This window comes from Inquilinus limosus MP06 (genome assembly GCF_000767795.1).
Classification (GTDB): Bacteria; Pseudomonadota; Alphaproteobacteria; order DSM-16000; family Inquilinaceae; genus Inquilinus; species Inquilinus limosus_E.
Map to the genome: position 1 here is coordinate 1 of NZ_JANX01000070.1, position 16,935 is coordinate 16,935.

The window sequence follows — 16,935 nt, forward strand, 5'->3', positions numbered from 1 at the left end:
GGGCGCCGCCTATCTGCTTTATCTCGCCTGGCGCATCGGCCGGTCGCGCAAGCTTGGCGGTGATGGCGGCGGCGAGGCCAGGCCGCTCACCCTCTGGCAGTCGGCCGCCTTCCAATGGGTCAACCCGAAGGCCTGGGCGGTGGCGGCGACGGCCATGGCGGTGCACGCCACCCCGGAGGCGCCGGTGGCGTCGGTGCTGCTGATCTGCGCCGCCTTCGCCGTGGTGACCCTGCCCGGCATCCTGGCCTGGGCCGGCTGCGGCCTGGCGCTGCGCCGGGTGCTGACCGACCCGGCCCGGCTGAGATGGTTCAACCTGGCCATGGCCGCGCTGCTGGCCGCCACGCTGTGGCCGATGCTGGCATGAGGCGCTGTCGCGGGGCCGGGAGTTGCGCTAGTGTGGCCTCAATTGTCACATCATTTCACAGCAACGGGATTTCCGGACATGAGCAAGACCATCGACCGTTGCCCGCATTGCGGCGGCTCCGCGCTGGAAGTCCTGGTCGAGATCGAAAAGTACAGCTACCTGATCCGGCCGACGGAGTTCGAGAGCATCTGGCGCACGGTGCCGATGACGGTCGGCCTCTGCCATTCCTGCGGCACCTCGATGCAGCTGCTGCCGCCGAACCGCGAGGCGCTGGACGAGATCTACAGCAAATACTACGGCTCCTACCCGACCTTCGCCTCCGACGCCGAGATGGACGAGCGGCACCGCGAGTTCCTGGAGTTCCTGATCGCCAGCGGCGTGCCGATGACCGGCCACGCGCTCGAGATCGGCTCCTATGACGGCCGCTTCCTGGCCCGGCTGCAGGACGCCGGCATGACGGTGCATGGCTGCGACCCGAACGCGGCCGCGGCGGCCGAGGCCGAGCGCGCCTTCGGCATCAAGACCACACTCGACTATTTCACCCCCGACACCTTCCCGGCCGACAGCTTCGACTTCGTCAGCAACCGCCTGGTGCTGGAGCATGTGACCGAGCCGGACGTGTTCCTGTCCGGCCTGCGCAAGGTGACGCGCGAGAACGGCTTCGTCTGCATCGAGGTGCCGGATTGCGGGATCGTGATGGCGGAGGGCGCGCCGTTCTGGATGTACGAGCACCCGAACTACTTCACCGCCGGCTCGCTGCTGCGGGCGATGCGGCGGCACGGCTTCGACGGCACGGTGACCTCGCACAAGGGCATCCTGCGCGCCGTCTGCCGCAAGACCGCCCACGCCACGCTGCCGACCGACGACGCGGCGGTCGACGTCGCCCTGGCGCATGAGTTCCGCCGCAAGTACCGCGACTATGTCGCCCGTTACGACGCGGTGCTGGCCGAAATCCGCCGCCAGGGGCTGCCGATGGCGGTCTACGGCATCGGCAACTACTTCACCAACCTGATCAGCTCGACCTCGCTCGACCCGTCCGAGATCACCGCGATCTATGACGGCAACCCGAAGAAGTGGAACATCGAGATCGAGGGGCTGGGCCTGCCGATCCGGTCGCCCGACACGGCGAACCAGGGCGGCCCGGGCGTGGTGCTGCTGGCCAGCGCGTCCTACCAGGGCATGCTGGACCGCATCGCCCCCTATATGGAGCGCGGCGGCAGGGCCCTGCTGCCGTTCCCGACCCCGATGCTGTACCAGCGCCCGGCCGTGGCCGCCTGAGGAGTCGCCAAGCCCGGCCAGCCGCTCCCCCTTTTGAGTCCCCCCTCCCGCGAGGGGAGGGGGGACTCCGTTTGTGCCTTCCCCCACACCCCCGCCATCACGTCCCCACCCAGCTCAGCGAGGCGTCGTAGCTGCCGCGCCGCCGCTCCTCCACCGCGTAGCGCAGCGCGTCGATGGCGTGGTTGCCGCGGTCCTCCAGCGCCGACAGCACCTCGCCGGTCTTCGGGTCGACGCGGTGGCTGTAATGCGCCAGCTCGTCGGCCAGGTGCCGGCAGCGCGGATGCACCAGGATGTCGTGCGCCCTGAGGAAGGCGATGCCGTCCTCGACCGACCCGCCGCCCTTGGTCGCCCCGCGGATGTTGGGGAAGCCGTGGCGCTGCATGAAGCTGATGGTCTCCGGCCGGGCGCTGTCGGCGACGATGGTCAGCTGCCGCGACCCCGGCACGGTGTCGAACAGCTCGGGCGTGCGGTCGATCTCGCAGCTCACCCGGTAGGCCTCGTGGTCGACGAACAGCGTCCGCCCCTCGATGAAGCAGCGCAGCAGCACGGTCGGGTCCTGGGCGAAGCCCCAGTCGGCGCCGAGCATCAGCCGCGCGCCGGGCGGCGTCTCGAACGCCTCCACCCGCCAGTTGCGGAACACCCGCGCCTCGCTGGCCTTGCGATAGCCGCCGAGCCAGACATGCTGGTGCTTGTCCGGGTCGCGCCCCCGGTCCCACTCCATCTCCGCCTTCAGCACCGCGGGGAAATGCGGGTTGTCCGGCCAGTTGGCCTCGATCACCTGCGCGCCGGGCGGCGGCGGGCCGCCGCGGAACAGCTTGTCCACCGGGTCCTCCGGCCGGGTCGGGTTCCAGGAGAACCACAGCTCCGACCCCGGCTTGCGCAGGGTGGGGCGCAGCAGGTCCAGGCTGCGCAGCGACAAGGCCTGCGCCTCCTCCACCCAGGCGATGTCGTAGCCCTCGAGCGACTTGATGCTCTCGGCGGTGTGGGTCTGCATGCCCTGGAAGATGATCCGGCCGCCGCCGGGCGCGAGGATGCTATAGCCGGGCGCCCGCTTCTGGATGACGGGGCAGTTGCTTTTGGACGCCGAGGGTTAGGCTACGCCCAGGAATTCCTAAGAACGGTGCAACCAGGCGCCTGGTATAGCCGGGCGCGCGCTTTGGCACGGCCGGGCACAAGCTTCGGCAGACTCCCGAATCGCCTGCTAGTGCCCATAGAACCCGGATGACGAACACTGATCCGGGAAAAGAGGACCGGGCGGCATCCTCAATGCCGCCCGTCTCGGGGTTGCGCTTGCCTGTGCGAAACTACCGCATCAGTCGTCGACGAGAATCGGCCACGCCTTCAGGCCGTACGTGCTCGCCCAAATCAGACGGTTGGTCTTGGGGCAACGCCGATACGGCCGAAAGACCCAGCGCTTGCCCGGCGGAGCCGGCTTTCGCGTATGCATGGGAACGCCTTTCGTGTTCGGGTGGGACGTCGCATTGGGGCGGAACCCTTGCACCAACCTGCGAACCGGCGTACAACCAGTCCCTGCTTGAGGAGGTGCTTGTCCTGAGTTGACGCAACGCGTGAACGCCCAGGACGGGTTTTCTATTCACCCTAGGTACCTTCACGCTGCCAGGCGTTGAGCTGGGTGATTACGGCATCTTTGGAAACCCCGAGATAGGTTGCAGCCTCCTCGGGGTTTCTTATTAGGGCTCTCCAGGATTTCGGGATCAAAAGCTCCCCGACGAAACATTTCGCCTGCCACTCCGGATCTTCGAACGGTCGAACTGCGGCGCCGGGCATCCGTCGTGAGAGCCGGACGTCAGCATGGAGAACAAGGTGTCCGAGTTCGTGCGCCAAGGTCATCCTGTCCCGGCCTGACCCGGCAACCGCGCCATCGTACACGTCGGACCGAACCTCGATCCTGAGTTCGTTGACGTGGGCCAACGCGTGGTTTTCACCCATCTCCCAGGTTTCGAGGACCGAAAATTCGAACCTCTCGTCCAGCCGTGTCAGGTGGACTTCGAGTGCGCGCACAATATCCAGCCGCGGCTGATCTCCTCCGGGCAACAGGCGACGGATCATCGTCGCGTATTCCCTGATTGCAGCCCGAGATTTGGGTGGGGCGATGTATAGCGAGCTACTCATCTTTCTCCTCTTTCAGAAGAGCAAGGATCTGAGCGGCCTTCGCCTTGTCCATCCCTCCAAAAGTCCGGGCCAGCTGGGCAGCCACCTCTCGATGGGCCATAGAAGCATGAGCGGGTACTTGGATCTGGAATGAGCTCTTGCTCTTCAGCAAAGCCTCGTCCAGACGATGGACAGTATTTATGTCGAGGCTGTAGGCCGCCGCGAGCCTTGCAATGAAACCGTTCGGAACATTCTTTTTGCCGGTCTCGACGGCCGACAAGAACGCGGGCGAAACGCCGAGCGCGTCCGCCATATCCTTGAGGATTAGATCACGATCAATCCGCAGCTTCCTGACCTCCTTGCCGAATTCGGTGAGACTCATGTGGACCTCCTATGCAATCGGCGGGCTCCTCCTGATTTTTGCTTCTGCCGCCGATGATCTTGTATAACCGAAGCGAGGCGGGTCTGTCAACCTGCGTTGGTTGAATTTTGAATCCAGGACGGTTGAACAGACACAATCGCCGAGGCATCTGTAGTTCAGCGCCAGCGACTGCGCAGCTCACTGACCGGCATCAGGCGGCAAGCGAGGCTCCTATCTTGGGATATGGCTGCACCTTCATCCGGAGATCCCGTCGGGCACTAGGCTTGACGAAGTAGACGTAACGGAACTGACGATAAGAGTGCCGTTCAGCTCGATGCCGGTTCGCCGCGAGATGCAGCCCCCTTGGGCTGTTGCGATGGGCAGTCGTCAAGAGATGATGGAAGGCTTCTCCGTCCAGGGCCCAAAAGCTGGATCGATGGCAGCCGAGATAGACATAGTTGGCGGCCTGGTAGACCACGCCCCAGCCTCCACAGCGCTCGTCGGCAAAGCTCTGGATCCATCGGATGCGGGGCAGCGCTCGCCGGAGCCAGCGGACCACATAGGCGAGAGCCTTGCTCTCGCTGTTGCGGGGCGCTTGGTCCGAGAGCCACATCCGGTTCAGCTCCAGGTATTCGTCGATCCCGGTGTGGGCGACGATATGCTCGACCCGGCGTGGGTTGAGGGCATAGCCGAGCTGCAGCACGCCGAGCCGCTCTCCCCCGACCCATACGCCCAGGTGGACGTAGCTGTTGTTGACCACCCGGCCGGAGTAGTGGTTCGCCCGGATCGCCTCGCAGGCTTCCGCGCGCGGGATCAGAGCCACATAGAGGGATGCCGAGCCGAAGCCCAGCACCGCCCTGTCAGCTCCGAGGATGTATGCAGGAGCGTCATCAACTGGTGCGACGAACGGCGCCGCCGGCGCCGGGTGGTGCGCGGGTCTCTTCCCCATGAAGCGTCCTCGTGGACGCTCCAGGGCGTTCAGGTGGTGGGCTCTCGGCCGGTATAACTCGCATCAGTGTCCGGCAGCGCGGACACTTGATCTCGATGCCTCTACCTGGCTCGACGCGGCAGAGCAAGCGTCCGCAGCGGCATCGCAGGTCGATGAATGGACTCGACTCTCGCACAGCATGTTCCTATTTTGTTCACGTCGTCGCGCGGCGATCGACGGGTCGGAAACGAGCGAGTGCCTGTCTCGCGGCTAGGGCGTTGGCGCGCCCGGCCCCCGTCGCACCGGACGGAGGTGTTCGATGAAAAGGACGAAGAAGACGAAGCCCCAGATGACCCTGGCCTTGCCGCTCGATCCGGCAGCGCCGAACGACGAGCTGGAGGCAGCCGTGCGGGCTGCCGAGGCTTCCTTCCTGGCCAAGGCCGAGCGGGCAGAGCCGACGAGCGATGCGGTTCCGGCGAATGCCGAACCAGTGATCCTGCCGCAGGCTCCCACCTTCGTGGCCGCACAGCCGAATGCTGAGGCGAAGAGCCCCGAGTACGTTGACGCTGCCCAGAGCGGCCGGAACACGCTGTACATCGTCGCCGCCGCCAAATGGGGTGAGATGCGGGCCAAGAGAGGGAAGCGGATCGGCTGGCAGCGGCTGCCGGATACTGGCTTCAAAGCGAAGGGCCAAGCCCTCCGGGCCGCCGAGGTGATGGTCGAGGCGGGTCGGGCGACTGGTGCGATCGCGGTACAGCAGACCGCCGATCCTGATGCCGGCGATTATGACGAACCCGTTATCCTGGCTCGCTACGGGCGCCTGCCCGAGGGTTTCGCTGAGGTCTGAACGGGGGCGAGACGATGGAAGACTTAGCAGAAGGCTCGATTAGAACATTGACATCGCGGGCGGCCCGCACTGATCGCATCTTTTATCCGCCATCCTGACGAGTCGCTTGGGAGAGGCTCGATCGCATCATGCCGCCGCTTCCGGTCGCTTCTAGCGGTGGAACTCGGCCTAGAGTGCGGGAGGCGGGCTCAGCGTTGGGGCCATCCCCATCCGTGTGGCCGCGTTTACACCTCGCTACGGCGATATAATGGGACACTGATCTGATTGAACCCGGCGCATTAGAAAGTGCCAGCCGTTCCAGCGCCTTTCGCGAAGAACGGGCCCGTGCGAGGTAAGCTCACCTTGACGATTGCGCACATCCTTCGTTAGCATACATTTGTATGCATAATTTCACGTATTCCTTTCTAAGCGGGAGAAGTAAATGAGCGCTGAGCCTTTGATTTTGGGTCTGCATAATAAGATCGAAGATATGAACTTTACTTTTTGGGAATCCAAAATTGATCGCGGAAGCATTTCCCCCAATTTCGCTAAAAATATACCGGCAAGTGACTTCATAGTTTTCACGATACACCATGAGGCGGGCGGTGGCGCAGATGGTTTTGTTAGCTATTGGTGCGGACTGGATGGAACGCGTGGCTTTGGAGTAAGATTTATTTGGAAATCACGAACAGACGATCATAGAATTGAAGTCAAAGGCCAGGCATTAGCCGGAATTATTAATGAGGGAACTTGGATCTATACCAAAAGTAAAACTTTGTCCCTTGTGTCTGAAGAATCTCATCATAATCAGGTTTTAAGCTTCTATATAAAACAGACAGCTGCGCATGAGCCTTGGCATGAAATAGTAGAGGATAATACTTTTCATGAGAGATGGATCGGAGACATTGGAATAGGAATTCCGGGACGATAGCCGCGCCTCCCCTCGCTACTTCACCTGTCCAAGATCCGTGAGGCCGGACCGGCCTCTTTCATCAGGCCGATGCCTGAGCCGCCGTTTCCGCCTGCTCAGCGCGGGCCACCACTGCATCCCGCTGGGCCAGGGCATCCGCGAGCTGGGCCTCCAACTCGGCAATCCGCTGCAGGGCTCCGGTGTTCAGCAGTTCGGAGACCTCCGCGATCGTCGTTGCCGATTCGACCGTGATCGCCTGGGGCGGATTGATTGAGGTCGCGCCCGGCACGATCACGCCATCCCGCAGGATCGAGGTCGCGGTGGCGTAGTGCTGGCCCTGCAGCGTGCCGGTGATGTGATCCCACCGGACGAGCCATTCATAGGGGCCGGTGATCTCTTCGAGAGCGGGCATAGTGACCTCAGTTGGTGCGGTAGACGATGGTGAAGGACAGGACGCCGGCGGCACTGAGCTGGCTCATCTGGGCGAATGCCTGGCCGGTGCCGGGGCCGCTGAATATCAGGCTGACGGTGGTGCCGTTCGGCCCGCGGAACCGGGCGATCAGCTGGGTCTGGCCGGCGGGATAGGTCACCGTCTGGCCGGTAACCGCCGCAGTCGGCAGGTTGTTGGCGAGATTGGCCGCCGGGAACGGCAGGCCGCCGATGACCACGTCGCCGGCGGCGGCAGCGTCGATCGCCGACCACTGGACATAGGCGACCGCGACCACCACCTGGCCCGCCCGGATGTAGTTCCCCGAGTTGTTGGCGTGCATGGTCTGGGTGCCGGGCGTGGTGTTGCCGAACAGGGTCGGCGACCAGGTGCCGGTTTCGTAGACCTGCATGGCATCGTTGCGGACCCCGGCGGCGACGCAGGTCCAGGCGGCACCCGTCCACATGAAGTCCGCCCAGCAGCCGGGCCGCAGAGTGATGCCGCCGCAGACCAACTTTCCGGCGCCGCTGCCGGCATAGATGACGCGCTTCATCGCGCCGAGATAAGCACCGGTGGTGGAGAGCGTGACCGTGCGGTCGGCCGTGAGATTGGCGGTGAAGGCGATGACGGACGCATTGCCGAGGACGCTGAGCGTGGCGTTAGCGTCCGCGCCTGTGGCCCCGTAGCTCGAAAGCTCCTGCAGCCGCTGCCAGGTGGTGCCGTCGCTGTAGAGCGGCCCGGCGCCGCCGCCGAGGTCAGAGCAGTCGACCACGCCCTGCGGCGCCGAGGACGGCGCCGGCAGCGTCGCCTGGGTGTAGGAGCGCAGCCGCGGGATGCGCTGGGCGTCGATCACCGTGTTGGTGCCGCCCATCTGCAGGTTGCCGAGGTTGTCGAGCCGCATCCGCTCGACAAGCGCCGCGCCCGAGCTGGTCAGGAGGCGGAGCGCCGTGGCAACGCCGCTGCCCGTGGCCGCCGCCTGGGTCACGGCGTCGAGCGCAGCGCCCGAGACCATGCCGGTGCCGCTGCTGGCGGCGAAGCTGGCCTCGCCGAGGGTGACGCCGGACGGCACCGCTGCGTGGGTGCCCACGGCCCCGCCATAGGACTTCGCCAGCATGAGCCGGGGCGGTGACGGGTCGGCGCTCCAGCGCGCCGCGGCGAGACCGGCAGCGGTGGTGCTGTTCGACTGGATGTCGGCCGTCACGCCGCTGATGCCCACCTGGGCCGGGCCGCCGGTCGAGATTCTGACGCCGGCGGAGGTCTGCAAGTCGCCCGCGAGCGTGTCGCCAGCCTTGGCCAAGGCCCCAAGTGCGACCAGCGCCGCCGGCGCCGTGGTCGCGCCGGTGCCGCCCTGCTCGATCGGCACGATGCCGCCAGCGCCGCCCGGCCGGCCGGTCACCACCAGGCCATTGGCCGTGCCGTCGAGATAGACCGAGGCGACGGCACCAGGGTCGATCGCAACGGTGGTGGTGCCGCGCTTCACGGTCAGCGCGGCCGAGCCGGTGTTCTGCACGGTGACGCCGCGCTTGATCTGCGGCAGGGTCAGCCCTCGCGCGACCGCGTTGCCTCCGGCCCGCAGCAGCATCGCGCGCTGAGCCTGGGCGGCCGTCAGCGTGACGTCGCCGGCGGACAGGTCGACCGCGAGGAACTCGGTCAGCGCCGCGTCCACCTGGCCGAAGGCGTCGTTGATCGTGACTTCCTTCTGGGCCTGGGCGGCGGCGACCTGGCTGAGGGCGAGGTTAGAGGACACGGTTCACCTTTCTGCCGAAGCCGCGACCGATCGCGGCGCTGAGCTGGTAGACGACGAGGTCGAGGCTGGCGGGCGCGACGCCGAAGTCGGCGGCGATCTGCGCGGCCGGATAGATGACCACCGGGGCGGTCGAGGACAGGGTCCGCAGCACGGCCCCGGAGGGTCCGGTCCCACCAGCCGGCGACAGGATGTCGACCTCATACCGCTCGGACTGCTCGGCCAGCGGCACCTCGAAGTTGCCGTTGCGCAGCTCGCCGCCGAGACGGGTGCGGCGGACCCAGCTGATCGAGAGGTCCGCACCGGACCAGGCCGTGCGGACATGGACCGGCGCATAGGGCCGGAGGTCGTTGCCGCTGAGCGGCTCGAACATCAGCTCGGCCTTCTCCAGCCGGGCGCCGGAGGCGACACCCTTGTAGTAGAACGGCACGCCGATGCTCTGCAGCGGCAGGCCCATGGTGTCCATCGCCTCGGGCTCCAGTAGGACGAAGGTGTCGCCGGCGTCGTGGCCGCCGGTGAAGACATCCGAGCCGCGCCGGCCGCGCAGCAGGCCCGAGAGCGTCCAGGTGCCTGGCGCCGTCTCCTCGGCCCGGCGGAACTGGATGATCTCGGCCTGGCCGTCGCCGCGGATCAGGGCCGCGGCGTTGGCGCCGTTCAGCATCTCCAGCTGGGTCACGCTCGAAAGCCCCCGGTCCAGGTTGGTCGCCAGCATCACGACGAGCTGGGACTCCTCATCGGTGGCGAAGGGCCGGTCGGTGTCCGGCAGCGCCGTCATGGCGGTGCCCCAGGTGATCTCGGCCGAGGTGTCCGCCACCAGCTCCAGCGTCGCCGGGTCGGAGCCGCGGTAGACGACACCGGAGCGCCAGCCATCCTGGCCATAGCCGCCCATGGCCACATAGGCGCGGGTCGTGCCGCCGCCACCATCGTCCTGGTCGCGCAGCAGCACGGTGTCCAGGACGATGAGGCGCGTCGGCCCGGCATAGGGCAGCGTCTGCCCGGGGAAGTCGCCGGGGTCGGCCTTCACGATCGAGACATATTGCGCGTCCTGCTCGCTGACCGCCTTGGCCTCGATCGTCATGTCGGCGCCGAGGTCGGCCGAGGTCAGCCGCATGCGGTGGACCGAGCCGTCCTTCATCGTGATCTGGACCACGTCGGCCGGGTCGAGGTCCGCATGCGCCCAGCTCAGCGCATGCTCATAGTCCACGCGCTCGGTCCAGGCCGAGTACAGGATCTTCTCGGCCTGCTGCTTGACCGTGTCGGCCGAGGAGGCCGCCGCGATCTCGATGCCGACCTTGTTCGAACTCCACATGGTCGGCAGCGGCAGCTGCTGGCGGCGCGCGGTGACGGTCTGTTCCTGGTAATCGCGGGCGACGTCCGCGAAGGTGATGCTGACCGTGGCCGGGAGGTCCACCTCCTGCCGGCGGGTCTCGGCGAACTTCACCGCATCGCCGTCACGCAGGAGATCATCCTCGGTCAGTTGCCGAGCCACCGGCCGGCCCCGGCGCTGGAACCGCAGCTTGCCGTCGCGCTCGACCACATCGAGCAGGAACAGGTCGGTCAGCGGCTGGATGCCGTCCTTGGCCGCGATCTGCCGGGCGATGGCGTATCCGGAGACGACATCGGTCATCTCGGAGACGTCGATGTCGGCGGCCGAGAGGCCGACGAGGCCGCAGAGGTCCGAGGTGATCTTGGCGAGCGGCTCGCCGGCGCCATTCACCCGGTTGATGCTCAACCTGGTCGGGCCGGTCGCGGCGCTGTTGGACAGGACGAACACCGTGTCGGTGTCGCCATCATAGCATTGCGCGCCGACGCCGGCGAAGTTGGTGCCCCAGGTGGCGTCGAGAGACGAGATCACACCCGTCGTGGTGTCGATCTGCTGCAGGGCGCCGATCTCGACCAGGACATAGCGGCCTCGCCTCAGGCGGAACTGCCCGGTGGCCGAGCCATCGTAGTTCATCGCCACGGTGGTCCGCGTCTTCCACGCGATGACGCCGTCGCGGACCTTGATCGTCCAGTATGGACCAACGGTGTTGACCCCGTTGCTCATCCGCACCTGGAAAATGACGCTGTTGTCGGTCGGGTCGTAGACGAACCCGCCAGGCGTGCCTCCGAAATACCCCCAGGTGCTGTCGACCATCGCCGGCGTGATCGTCGCCACCTTGGTCATCTCGACATCGGTCACCACGCCAGGCGAAAGCGGCGAGGTCGAGATCGTGGCCGTGATCCTGATGCGGTAGAGGCCGACGGCGGTGCTGTCGATCCGGAGGGCGCCGCCGAGGACCCAGATCTCTCCAGGCAACCCGCCGCACAAACCGTTGACCTGCTGCTCGTCCACCTTCTGCCCGGCGCCCCAGGCATAGGTCATGGCGCCGCCCTTCACGACACCGATGTTGCCGAGCAGCGACCCGCAGGCGACGTACTCGTCCACTCCGGCCGGCCCATAGACCAGCGTGGTCGCCATTCGCACCGTGCCGACGAAGCCGTCGACCCGGTTGTCGAGATACGGGAAGGTGATGCCGTCGCCGAAGCGGCCTTTGACCCGCCAGGACTGCCCGTCGATGCAGGTCACCGGATAGATGTTGCCGACGCCGGCCGCGAAGTAGATGTCGCCGTTCGCGCCGGTCACCAACCCTCTGGGAAACCCTTCGTTGGTGCGGCCGGTGATCGCGAACATGCTGGCCTGGCGATCCTCCTCCATCGTCCAGATGTTGATCCGCCGCAGGCCGGCCACGTTGGTGTTGCTGTTCTGCCGGACGATGTAGGCCCGGCCGCGATCCCAATCGACGGCCAGCTGGTCGAGCTGATAGCCGGTGATGGGCCCGTCCGGCAGCTTGCTGTATGAGACCGAGATCTTCGGCACCGACGCCTGGCGCGACACCTCGACGGTGATCGAGGGCACCCGGTTGGCGAAGTTGTCGAGCGGCAGATCCTCGAACAGGATGTAGCAGAGGCCACGATGGGCCGGCGTCTTGCCGGCCCCGACCTTGGCTTCCATGTGCGGGTCCGGCAGCTGGTCCTCGGACCCCGGATAGAAACGGAAGTCGAGGTCGCCGATCTCCAGGTCGAGCTTCGACCCACGGGCGTCGTAGATCAGCTTCGTATCGGCCCAGATCCGGTTGACCGCGGCCATTGGGCCGGCGCAGAGGCCGACCGCGAAGCTGCAGGTATAGGTGTAGGTGATCGACTTCTGGGTCGGGCCGCCCTTACCGCCGGCCGACGCGCTCTCCTTGTGCTTGTGCTTCTTGAGCCCGGAACTCCAGATGATGTTGCCGTTGACCCGCATCGTGCCCCAGACGCGGGTGATCGACTGGCCATAGGCCGAGGAGGTGACGCTGAGGTCGCTGAGCTGCGGCCCTTCCGTAACCTGGGGCTTGGCCGGGAACAGCAGGCCGCCGACGACCGAGCCGATCGCAAAGCCGAGACCAGGCGCCCCAAACGCGAAGCCGACCGCGGCGCCGGCGACGCCGATGGCGAGACGGCCCATCGTCAGCCCTCCCGATCCGGCAGGGCGAAGGCATGCGTCGCCAGCTCGGCCCAGAAATCGTAAGGGTCCTCGACCACCTTGCCGGACTTGGCGTGGGCATGGACCAGCGTCCAGCCATGCGGCCCAGCGCCCAGGATGCCGCAATGGCAGGGATAGATGCTCTCGCGGAACAGGATGATCAGATCCTCGCGCAGCGCGCCCAGCGAGGCCGGCCGGGTGCGTGCCGCGATCTCCCGCACCACGTCGTAGCCATGGGCGCCGCGGACATATTCCGGCACGTCCTCGACCAGGTGGCCGAGATCGCGGGCGGCGAGCAGCACCAGGCCGACGCAGTCGATGCCGAAGCGCGACCGGCCCATATGGCGCCACTTCACGTCGAGATAGCCGCGGGCGGCTTCAACCAGTCGCATCGGGATACTTCAGGATCTCGTCGCGGCCCGGAAGGAGCGGCTCGCCGCGATAGTTGATGATGTTGCCCCAGCGGATGCAGGCATCCCGCGTGCGGTCACAGCCGGGCGTGAGGTCGAGCGTGTCGCCGGCGGCCGGCAGATACGGCGCCGGAAGGTGCAGCACCAGGTTGCCGGCCTGGGTCCAGCTGCGGATCTCGATTGCCTTTCCGGCGTTCGGGCCGGAGAGGAAGCGGGCCAGGCCGCCGTTGAACCACCCGTCGACGGCGCGCGCGTCGGCGCAGCTGGCGAACACCGTCCGGCGATCGACAGGCTGGGTCACGGTGGCGGCGGCGCGCAGCGGGGCCAGGTCCTTCTTGCAGCGCGCGTCCCCGAAATCCGCCCGGCAGTCGGTCTGGTAGACCTCCCCGACATTCTGGGCCAGCGCCTGCGCCAGGCCGCGCAGCTCGGTCTGGAACGTATCGTCGGGCGCGGTGCCGACCTCACCGAGCCGCCCGCGGCGCAGCAGCATCTGGCCCTGGCTGAGGTCGGCCCAATTGACCAGGAAGATCCGCACCTCGGCATAGTCGAACAGGCCGGCGCGGACCTCCTCGGGCTTGATGGTGTCGTGGTCGATCACCCCGGCCAGGTCGAGGTTGTCCACCGCCATGCCGCTCTGATTGGCGATGGCGGTGCGGGTGTATCCCGAGCTGGCCAGATAGGTGACGCCGTCGACCAACAGGTCGCGGTCGTGATCGGTGTAGCCCAGGACCAGGCCGTCGAGCCGAGCCAGGCGCCAGCAGGTGGCCAGCGTGGTCAGCTCGCCGTCCAGGTGGCTGCGGAGCGCTGTGCTTGTGGTCTTCATCAGCTCCGCTCCTTCAGTTCCTTGATCGGGATCGACGGGATGGCCGCCAGGCCGCCGCCGCGCAGCTCCAGATCCAGCTCGTCCATGTCGAAGCGGACCGGCACGTCGAACTCGCACTCGATCTCGATCGAGGCCGCGGCGGCCGGCGCCGTGCCGAACAGCACCTCGCCGGTGTTGAAGTCGACCGCGACCTTGCCGGCGGCCGGCATGGGTCGGGGCGAAGCCGGCATCCCGGCGTCCCAGCCATCGGGCAGCAGCGTCTGCAACACGCCCTTGAGCCACACCCTGGCCGTGCCGCGCACCGGCCGCGTGATCGGCCGATCGAACGGGGCCGGGCCATCGGCCTCGTACCGCTTGAAGATCGGGAAGACCCGGCGCGCGCCATCGCCGGCGCCGATCTGCTGCCGGTCCAGCTCGTAGTCCGACCAGTCGCGGAACCGGAAGCCGCGTGCCCTGGCCCGGCGGGCGTAGAAGAACGCCATCACCGGGCGCAGGCCGTCGAGATCGTCGATCGCGAAGCCGATGTCCCAATGGGCACGACTGCGCGACCAGTTCTGGTTCCGCTTCTCCTTGCCCGACGCCATCTCCTTGACGGTGGTGTTGAAGCCGGGGCCGCCCTTGGCGCCGCGCTCGATGTAGATCGGCAGGCGGACATCATCGAAGGCATCGGCCATCAGCCGTTCCTCCGCAGCTGGCGCTGGATCTCGCCTCCGAACTGCGCCCCGAGCTGGCCGCGGGAGCGCCGGAAGCTGTCGAAGTCGGTGACGCCGTGGAAATGGAACTGCATCGGCGGCAGCTCGCGGCCGGCCCGCCGCGCGGACGCCTGGCTCGTCCCCGCCGGCGCCGCCTCCCGCCAGGGCACGGTGCCGGTCGGCGGCGGCGCCGGCATGAAGCCCCCGAACACCCCGCCGCGAGCATGCGGCACCGCGGGCGGCAGGGCGACACCGAGCGCGCCGTCCGACAGGCGGGTCAGATGCGCCGGCACGGCTTGGCCGTTCTCGTTGACCGCGCGCACGGCCAAGCCACGGGCGCCGGTGATCAGGGGCATGATCGCCTCGGGTCCCGCCTCGCCCATCAGGCCCGTCTTGCCGCCGGCCATCGGGAAGAAGGTCGGCCCGGTCACCACCGTCCCGGCGGCGAAGGGATGGACGGCGCCACGGACGAACGCCGCGCCCTGGCGGAAGCCGAGCAGGGAGATCGCCGAGCCAAGCAGATCGCCGATCCCTCCGCCCGCACTATCGAACAGCCCGCCGATGCCGCGAAGGAGGCCGCCCAGGGCGCCACCGAAGCCGTCGAGGAACCCGCCGCTCTTCTCGGTGACCCCTTGGTTGATCCCGTCCAGCGCCGTGCCGAGGCCCTGGTTGAACGTGTCGGCTGTCTGCTGGGTCTGGCCCGCCGCGCCTGCCAGGCCGTCCAGGATTCCGCCCGCGCCGGTGCCGTTGGCGACCGTGATGCTGGCAGTCCCGACCGAGATCGTGGCCGCGCCGGTGTCGGTGCCGCCACCGAAGATGCTCGACAGCAACCCGCCGAGGCCACCCTCGGATTTGCGAGGAGCGCCGGCCGCAAGCCCGGCGCTGGCTCCGCCACCCGTCCCGTTGTCGTTGGCGGTGCGACCAGCCACGCGATCGAACCATCCGTCGATCGCCTCGCCGGCTGGCTCGAACAGGAACTTGTCGAGCGCCGTGCTCTCCAGCTGGCCCAGGAAGCTGTTCCAGGCATCGCCCATCGTCGCGGTGCCCTTCAGCACCGACGTGGCCAGGTCGCGGAACGACGACTTGAAGTCGTCCAGGAAGCCCGTGAGGCCGGGGTTGTTCAGCTCCAGCGATCGACGGCGGATCGCCACCAGGGCATCGGCCACGGAATAGGCGGCTTCCGAGAGCTGGTTGAGCATCGTCGGATCGCCGACCTGGATCAGCTGCGCCATCCGCGACAGGTCGGCCAGCTCGCGCGAGCGCGCCTCGGCCGGGCGGGCCGTCGACCCGACGAGCGACACCGTGTTGCCCGCCAGGGTCTCGCGCTGGCGCTGCGCGATCTGAGCCTGGCGCTGGGCTTCGGACGCCTTGGCGTAGGCGTCGGCCTGCTTGTTCACCTCGGCCGTCAGCTCGGCCGTTTCCTTGCGCCCATCCTTGTCCGCCGCGCTCAGGAGGCGCCGCTGGGCGGTGAGCCGGGCCGCAGCCTCGGACGACAGGCCGAGGGTATCGGCCTGGATCTGCATATCGCGGATCTGGTCCTTGAGCCGCTTCGACTCCTGGGCGAACTCGGATTCCTTCTTGCGGGACGAGCCGGAGCTGGAATGGCCCGAGTTCCACTTCGCCCAATCGCCCTGGACGCCTTTCCAATAGTCGTCCCAGCTCGGGGCCGGCTCGGTCCGGCCCTGCGCCTGGCGGGCGTTGGTCAACACGCTGTTCGCCATGCCGGCGACCCAGCCGAGAATGCCGCCGGCCTGCGATCCCGCCGTGGTCAGCGAGATCATGGCGTCCAGCGCCCGGCTGATCACGTCGTTGAGCGCGGCCTTGGCCTGCAGCGCCCCCCAGGCGATCTTGGCCTGCGCCTCGATCTGGGCCTTGACCGCGTTCGCCAGCTCGGTGTTGCCGTCCTTGACGGCCTTCCGGTACGCCTCGAAGCCCTGCACCGAGATGCGATCGGCCTCGGCCGAGAACTGCGCCTGGTTGATCCGACCTTCGGCCAGCAGTTGGGCCGCAAGCTCCAGCTCCCGGTTGTAGCTGGCAAGGCCACCCGTCGCCGTGTCGCGGACGCGGGCCGCCAGGGCCTGCTTGTCCTGTTCGTCCTTGATCTGCCGCTCCAGGTCGAGGCGCTGGCGCAGGCTGGCGACGATCGCGTTGATCGTGGCCGGATCGTCTCCCCGGCCCCGGCCCAGATCACGCGCCATCGCGGCGGCACGGTTGCTCACCGTGGCCTCCTCGACGGCGCGGGCGTAATCCCGCACCCCGTTCGGCAGAGCACGCCAGGCGGTCAGCGCCGCCTGCAGGTCGCGGTTGTCCTGGTCCAGCTTGGCCAGCCGCGTCCCCCGTTCGGTCTCCGCGTTCATTTCCGCGATGGACCGGCCGGCCTGTTGGGCGGACGTCGCGGCCAGGCGCAGCTCGGCGTTCTGCGACTTGAGCCCCTCCGCCAGCGACAGGGCCTTGTCACCGGTGATGTTCTGCGCGGCCTGGTAGTCCTTGAAGATCTTCTCGGCGTCCTTGGTCGCCTGGGCCGTGATCTGCTGCTCGGCCCGGAAGCGCGCCAGGCC

General features: G+C 67.3%; 15 protein-coding genes and 1 pseudogene. 4 read left to right on the top strand and 12 right to left on the bottom strand.

The genetic code is table 11. From position 1 onward, the window contains the following. The coding region (locus tag P409_RS38780) for a LysE family translocator (RefSeq protein WP_034834211.1) at nucleotides 1-364 on the top strand (364 nt) is incomplete at its 5' end. Nucleotides 365-442: 78 nt separating this feature from the next. Next, a complete protein-coding gene (locus tag P409_RS08360; RefSeq protein ID WP_034834213.1) occupies nucleotides 443-1,642 on the top strand; it encodes a class I SAM-dependent methyltransferase in 1,200 nt (399 codons plus the stop codon). 97 nt (nucleotides 1,643-1,739) lie between these two features. Here P409_RS08360 and P409_RS08365 read toward each other — a convergent pair whose 3' ends face one another. The 5 genes from P409_RS08365 to P409_RS41510 form a co-directional block, all read right to left on the bottom strand. Next, nucleotides 1,740-2,702 (bottom strand): PBSX family phage terminase large subunit, encoded by a 963-nt coding sequence (locus P409_RS08365; RefSeq protein ID WP_343285499.1) that lies wholly within the window; start codon nucleotides 2,700-2,702, stop codon nucleotides 1,740-1,742. Between the two features lie 539 nt (nucleotides 2,703-3,241). After that, nucleotides 3,242-3,712 (bottom strand): ImmA/IrrE family metallo-endopeptidase, encoded by a 471-nt coding sequence (locus tag P409_RS08370; protein ID WP_052120192.1) that lies wholly within the window; start codon nucleotides 3,710-3,712, stop codon nucleotides 3,242-3,244. A 55-nt stretch (nucleotides 3,713-3,767) separates the two neighbouring features. Beyond that, nucleotides 3,768-4,136, bottom strand: coding sequence for a helix-turn-helix domain-containing protein (locus P409_RS08375; RefSeq protein WP_034834217.1), 369 nt, complete (start codon nucleotides 4,134-4,136; stop codon nucleotides 3,768-3,770). Nucleotides 4,137-4,326: 190 nt separating this feature from the next. Next, a complete protein-coding gene (locus tag P409_RS08380; protein ID WP_202964603.1) occupies nucleotides 4,327-5,064 on the bottom strand; it encodes a Mom family adenine methylcarbamoylation protein in 738 nt (245 codons plus the stop codon). Beyond that, nucleotides 5,006-5,239 carry a Com family DNA-binding transcriptional regulator gene (locus P409_RS41510; RefSeq protein ID WP_081991367.1) on the bottom strand — a complete coding sequence of 78 codons (234 nt, stop codon included), beginning with the start codon at nucleotides 5,237-5,239 and terminating at the stop codon, nucleotides 5,006-5,008. Before P409_RS41510 ends, P409_RS08380 begins: the two co-directional genes overlap by 59 nt. Before the next feature lie 123 nt (nucleotides 5,240-5,362). Between P409_RS41510 and P409_RS39955 the strand changes: the two genes are divergently transcribed. Then, nucleotides 5,363-5,890, top strand: a complete 528-nt coding sequence (locus P409_RS39955) for a hypothetical protein (RefSeq protein WP_052120194.1) — start codon at nucleotides 5,363-5,365, stop codon at nucleotides 5,888-5,890. Nucleotides 5,891-6,311: 421 nt separating this feature from the next. Then, nucleotides 6,312-6,800 (top strand): hypothetical protein, encoded by a 489-nt coding sequence (locus P409_RS37845; RefSeq protein WP_152613288.1) that lies wholly within the window; start codon nucleotides 6,312-6,314, stop codon nucleotides 6,798-6,800. Nucleotides 6,801-6,861: 61 nt separating this feature from the next. On the opposite strand, the gene P409_RS08390 is transcribed toward P409_RS37845, so the two are convergent. From P409_RS08390 to P409_RS40280, 7 genes and pseudogenes are all read right to left on the bottom strand, one after another. Then, entirely contained in the window at nucleotides 6,862-7,191 is a 330-nt protein-coding gene (locus tag P409_RS08390; RefSeq protein WP_034834219.1) for a nucleotide exchange factor GrpE, read from the bottom strand. 7 nt (nucleotides 7,192-7,198) lie between these two features. Beyond that, nucleotides 7,199-8,953 (bottom strand): hypothetical protein, encoded by a 1,755-nt coding sequence (locus tag P409_RS08395; protein ID WP_034834220.1) that lies wholly within the window; start codon nucleotides 8,951-8,953, stop codon nucleotides 7,199-7,201. Further along, nucleotides 8,943-12,434, bottom strand: a complete 3,492-nt coding sequence (locus tag P409_RS08400; RefSeq protein ID WP_034834221.1) for a phage tail protein — start codon at nucleotides 12,432-12,434, stop codon at nucleotides 8,943-8,945. The genes P409_RS08395 and P409_RS08400 overlap by 11 nt, the downstream gene beginning before the upstream one ends. Nucleotides 12,435-12,436: 2 nt before the next feature. Next, entirely contained in the window at nucleotides 12,437-12,844 is a 408-nt protein-coding gene (locus tag P409_RS08405) for an NlpC/P60 family protein (RefSeq protein WP_034834224.1), read from the bottom strand. After that, nucleotides 12,831-13,685 (bottom strand): DUF2163 domain-containing protein, encoded by an 855-nt coding sequence (locus tag P409_RS08410; protein WP_034834226.1) that lies wholly within the window; start codon nucleotides 13,683-13,685, stop codon nucleotides 12,831-12,833. The genes P409_RS08405 and P409_RS08410 overlap by 14 nt, the downstream gene beginning before the upstream one ends. Beyond that, nucleotides 13,685-14,359, bottom strand: a complete 675-nt coding sequence (locus P409_RS08415) for a DUF2460 domain-containing protein (protein WP_034834228.1) — start codon at nucleotides 14,357-14,359, stop codon at nucleotides 13,685-13,687. The genes P409_RS08410 and P409_RS08415 overlap by 1 nt, the downstream gene beginning before the upstream one ends. Then, a pseudogene (locus P409_RS40280) lies at nucleotides 14,359-16,935 on the bottom strand (hypothetical protein); the annotation flags it as partial. The pseudogene P409_RS40280 and the gene P409_RS08415, both read right to left, overlap by 1 nt.

Coding starts and splice junctions, on each gene's coding strand:
- P409_RS08360 (WP_034834213.1), top strand. CDS start 443: ATGAGCAAGACCATCGACCGTTGCCCGCATTGCGGCGGCTCCGCGCTG.
- P409_RS08370 (WP_052120192.1), bottom strand. CDS start 3,712: ATGATCCGTCGCCTGTTGCCCGGAGGAGATCAGCCGCGGCTGGATATT.
- P409_RS08375 (WP_034834217.1), bottom strand. CDS start 4,136: ATGAGTCTCACCGAATTCGGCAAGGAGGTCAGGAAGCTGCGGATTGAT.
- P409_RS08380 (WP_202964603.1), bottom strand. CDS start 5,064: ATGGGGAAGAGACCCGCGCACCACCCGGCGCCGGCGGCGCCGTTCGTC.
- P409_RS39955 (WP_052120194.1), top strand. CDS start 5,363: ATGAAAAGGACGAAGAAGACGAAGCCCCAGATGACCCTGGCCTTGCCG.
- P409_RS37845 (WP_152613288.1), top strand. CDS start 6,312: ATGAGCGCTGAGCCTTTGATTTTGGGTCTGCATAATAAGATCGAAGAT.
- P409_RS08390 (WP_034834219.1), bottom strand. CDS start 7,191: ATGCCCGCTCTCGAAGAGATCACCGGCCCCTATGAATGGCTCGTCCGG.
- P409_RS08400 (WP_034834221.1), bottom strand. CDS start 12,434: ATGGGCCGTCTCGCCATCGGCGTCGCCGGCGCCGCGGTCGGCTTCGCG.
- P409_RS08405 (WP_034834224.1), bottom strand. CDS start 12,844: ATGCGACTGGTTGAAGCCGCCCGCGGCTATCTCGACGTGAAGTGGCGC.
- P409_RS08410 (WP_034834226.1), bottom strand. CDS start 13,685: ATGAAGACCACAAGCACAGCGCTCCGCAGCCACCTGGACGGCGAGCTG.
- P409_RS08415 (WP_034834228.1), bottom strand. CDS start 14,359: ATGGCCGATGCCTTCGATGATGTCCGCCTGCCGATCTACATCGAGCGC.